This window comes from Bradyrhizobium sp., from assembly GCF_049586575.1.
In the GTDB taxonomy this organism is placed as follows: Bacteria; Pseudomonadota; Alphaproteobacteria; order Rhizobiales; family Xanthobacteraceae; genus Bradyrhizobium.
In genome coordinates this window covers 1-4,117 of record NZ_JBAVCF010000752.1, presented here as the reverse complement: position 1 = coordinate 4,117, position 4,117 = coordinate 1, and the positions used below count along the sequence as shown (strand labels likewise).

At 60.8% G+C, this 4,117-nt stretch carries 4 protein-coding genes; 3 read left to right on the top strand and 1 reads right to left on the bottom strand.

Annotated features, from left to right (window positions below; translation table 11 throughout):
• Positions 1–288: 288 nt before the first annotated feature.
• Entirely contained in the window at positions 289–558 is a 270-nt protein-coding gene (locus tag WB528_RS27120; protein ID WP_423892425.1) for a hypothetical protein, read from the top strand.
• Between the two features lie 92 nt (positions 559–650).
• Complete coding sequence (locus WB528_RS27115; protein WP_423892424.1) at positions 651–1,385, top strand: cytochrome c biogenesis CcdA family protein; 735 nt, start codon at positions 651–653, stop codon at positions 1,383–1,385.
• Positions 1,386–1,416: 31 nt separating this feature from the next.
• Here WB528_RS27115 and WB528_RS27110 read toward each other — a convergent pair whose 3' ends face one another.
• Positions 1,417–2,691, bottom strand: coding sequence for a serine hydrolase domain-containing protein (locus tag WB528_RS27110; RefSeq protein ID WP_423892423.1), 1,275 nt, complete (start codon positions 2,689–2,691; stop codon positions 1,417–1,419).
• A 147-nt stretch (positions 2,692–2,838) separates the two neighbouring features.
• On the opposite strand from WB528_RS27110, the gene WB528_RS27105 reads away from it, so the two are divergent.
• Positions 2,839–3,747: a dioxygenase gene (locus tag WB528_RS27105; protein WP_423892422.1), complete on the top strand. Its 909-nt coding sequence runs from the start codon at positions 2,839–2,841 to the stop codon at positions 3,745–3,747.
• Positions 3,748–4,117: the final 370 nt, after the last annotated feature.

Below are 4,117 nucleotides of genomic sequence, written 5' to 3'. Positions count from 1 at the left end.
GTCTGGACCGGGAAACGCCTTGCACCCAGAGGCTACGCCGAACCAGAAGCCTCGAACCTCGCTCCGACGTCTTTCGCGGTGCACCAGCAGCCGAGACGGCGATCGCGCGCCAAGCCACTGCGGCCCGAATCAGACGGGGATTGATGGGCGATGTCACAAACCTGTGTAACGACGAAATCTATCTTCTCGGTCCTAATATCGTCGGAGTTTTTGGGGCGGGTTAGTATTGATCCATCCATTGACCCGATCGCATTGGTCATCTCGCTGGCTCGGTAACGGAATCACGCTGTGTCCTATTTCGAAGGAAATTTGCGAGCTGTGCTGGCAACCCTTGAGGAGTGCCAGGCCTCCCTGATCATGAACGGCGATCGCGATGCGGCGCAGCTGGTTTCTGTCGTGATTCTCGAGCTTCGGATCAAGCTCAACCGGATCGAAGATTCGGAGTTGAAAGCGTTGTGCGATGCAATGGTGCGGGAAATCGAGGGGACTTCGATGCCCGTTCAGCCGAAACCGCAGGACAGCGCGCGGTCACCGGTTTCCCTGAGATTGGTCAAATAGCGCTGCCGCCCGCCCGATTGGGCGCAACGACGCGGCTGCCCGCAGGGTCGTGATTTGCGGATTTCCGCATATCCGCTACATCAACGGCCACCATGATCCATGACGTCTCGATTCCGGCGGCGCTGATTGCCGGCCTTGTCAGCTTCCTGTCGCCTTGCGTGCTGCCGCTGGTACCGCCCTATCTGGTTTACCTGACCGGAGCGACCATCGAGCATGTGGCCAATGACGAAACGGCGTCATCGTCCCGCCGCGCGGTGATGGTGTCGGCCGTCATGTTCGTGCTCGGCTTCTCGACCGTGTTTGTGGCGCTTGGCGCCAGCGCCTCCCTGATCGGCAGCTTCATCCATGCCTGGTCGGCGGAGTTGTCTGTCGTCGCCGGCGTCGTCATCGTCGTGATGGGTCTGCACTTCCTCGGGCTGACGCGGATTGATCTGTTGATGCGGGAAGGGCGCTTGCCGATCCCCAAGCCCGTCGGGCTCTGGGGCGCCTATGCGATGGGGCTTGCCTTCGCATTCGGCTGGACACCTTGCATCGGGCCGATCCTGGCGGCGATCCTCTCGATTGCGGCTTCGGAATCCACGGTGGAAAAAGGCGCCGGTCTGCTCGCGGTCTATTCCGCGGGCCTTGGCATTCCGTTCCTGATCGCAGCTTTCATGGTCGAGCAATTCTCCGCGATGTTTGCGCGGATGAAACGACATCTCGTGCGCGTCGAGCAGGCGATGGGCGTGCTGCTCGTGATTACGGGAATCGGTTTCCTGACCGGCGGCATCTCGGCCGCCAGCATTTGGTTGCTGGAGACCTTTCCGGTCTTGCAGACGATCGGCTGAGTGCACGCAGAACTGTGCGCCAGGCGCTGCGCTAAAGATTGCTGTCGGTGATCGCCGAGTAGATCAGGGTGCGCAATTCGCGCCGGATTGGCGTTGCGGTCGACGGCAGTACCTGCGTCATGAAAATCGCGATCAATTCCTCCGCCGGATCGATCCAGAACGACGTCGTCGCAGCGCCTCCCCACGCATATTCACCGGCGCTGCCGGGAATAAGCGTCCGTGCCGGATCGAGCGTCACGGAAAAGCCGAGGCCGAAACCGATGCCGTGATAGGTCGCCTCGGAAAACAGCGATCGCGACAGTTCCGGCAACGTCTTGCCGCCGGGCAGATGATTTGACGTCATCAAGGCCAGCGTCTTCGGGCCGATCAGGCGGACGCCATCGAGTTCGCCGCCATTGAGCAACGCTCGGCAGAAGCTGAGATAGTCGGCCGCGGTCGAACACAATCCGCCTCCGCCCGAGACGAAAGCCGGCGGCGACAGGAACGAAGAGGTTGCCGGATCGTCCTGCAAGGTGAGACCGCCCTTGCGGTCGGTCGCGTGAAAAGTCATGGCCCCTTGCGGGCTCGCCGAATAGCAAGCCGCCAGACGATGGGCCTTGGCGGCTGGCACAAAGAAGCTGGTATCCTTCATGCCAAGCGGATCGAAGATGCGCTCCTGAAGAAACTGCTCGAACGGCTTGCCGCTGATGAGGCCGATGAGATAGCCGATCACGTCCGTTGACACCGAATAGTTCCAGGCTTCGCCGGGGGAAAATTCCAGCGGAATTTTCGCCAGATCCGCGATCATGGATTGCAACGTGCCTGCTTTCTCGACTTCGCCGATTTTCAATTCGCGATAGGCCGCGTCCACATTGCCGCGCTGCTGGAAACCATAGGTGAGGCCCGAGGTGTGGCGCATCAGGTCCACGATCTGCATCGGCCGGGACGGCGGCCGGGTGAGAAACGCCGGCCAGATGCCGGCCTGGAACACGCCGAGGTTCTTCCACTCCGGGATATATTTATGAACGGGCTCGTCGAGTGCGACGCGGCCTTCCTCGACCAGCATCATGAAGGCGATGCTCGTGATCGGCTTGGTCATGGAGTAGATGCGGAAGATGGTGTCGTCCTTGACAGGGGCTTTGCGCTCGATATCCGCAAGACCCTGCAGCGAGTGATGGACCAGTTGGCCGCGCCGGTAGACCATGAGCTGGGCTCCCGGAAAGCGCCCGGCCTCGATGTAACGCTCGCGCAAATGTCTCTCGATCCGGTCGAAAGCGGCTTTCGACATGCCGGCGGATTCGGGGGAGGCTGTGGTTGAAGCTGGCATCGGGTTTCATCTCTTGAAAAAGGGGCGGTGCGTTCCAGCGTCAATAGCCGAAATCGGCGCGGCGTTCCAATCGCATCCCGCTTACCTTGGTAGGCCCGCTGGTGTAGGGTGCCGGTAAATAGGCGAAACCCCAAGGACAAAACAAAAATGCCCCAGTTCAACGACACCGAACTCACCGCCGCCGTCATCAAGAGCTTCGAGGAAGTGCAGCAGCCGCGGATCAAATTCCTGATGGAGGAACTGGTGACATCGTTGCACGGCTTCGTCCGCAAAACCGATCTCACCTTCGCCGAGTGGGAATACGCGATCGATTTCCTCACCCGCGTCGGCCAGAAATGCACCCCGAGCCGGCAGGAGTTCATCCTGTTGTCCGACGTGCTGGGCGTCTCGATGCTGGTGGACGCCGTCAATCACCGGGAACGCGAAGGCGCGACCGAAACCACGGTGCTCGGCCCGTTCTACGTCGGCGAGCACAAGCCGATGCCGCACGGCACCGACGTCTCTCCCAGTCTCGAGGGCGAGAAAATGTTCGTGCAAGGCCGCGTCACCAATCTCGCCGGCAAGCCGCTCGCGAACGTCCCGGTCGATATCTGGCATGCGGACGATGACGGCTGGTACGATTCACAGAAGCCGGATTATGAGACGGCCGGTCCGTCGTCGCGCGGACGCTTCATTACCGATGCCGATGGCCGGTTTTACTTCCGGACTATCCTGCCGTGCAGCTATCCGATCCCGACCGATGGTCCGGTCGGACAGATGATCCTGGACTTGCACCGACACCCGATGCGGCCCGCGCATGTGCATTTCCTGGTGAATGCGCCCGGACACGAGCCGTTGGTAACGCATGTTTTCGTCGAGGGCGACAAATACATCGACACCGATGTGGTGTTCGGCGTGAAGAACGAGCTGATTGCCAAGGTCGAAAAGCGTACCGATCCCACCATGCCGGATGGCAAGCCGGCATCCGCGCCCTGGCATCTCATGACTTACGAATTCCGCTTGAAGCCGGGCGAGGGCGTTGCGCCGAAGCCGATGGCGGTGACGGAAGACGCCTGATCCGACATCAGAAGTCTGCCCACTCGCGGGCAAACGACGATAACGCACGCGACCGCGATACGAGGCAGCAAGGCTTGGATACCAACGGCTGTACCTGTTCACACAGCGCAGCGAAGCGCTCAACGCGCGGATCGGCTGGATCAGGTTCGAGCGGATCGACTACAACGGCGTGCCGCTTGCTCTCATGAAGAGGCAGACCGCGTGATGCATCCGCGACGCTGTGATTGCTTTTCAGCCAGCGTTGCCTTGAACAGTTCGGCGAACTGCCGTCTTCGCTGACCAGCAATCGAGCGACGCAATCGAGACACCATGATCGCTTCGATGCCGAGCGGCCGGTGAAGCTGCAATCGATTGCAGATCGCCGCAGCGT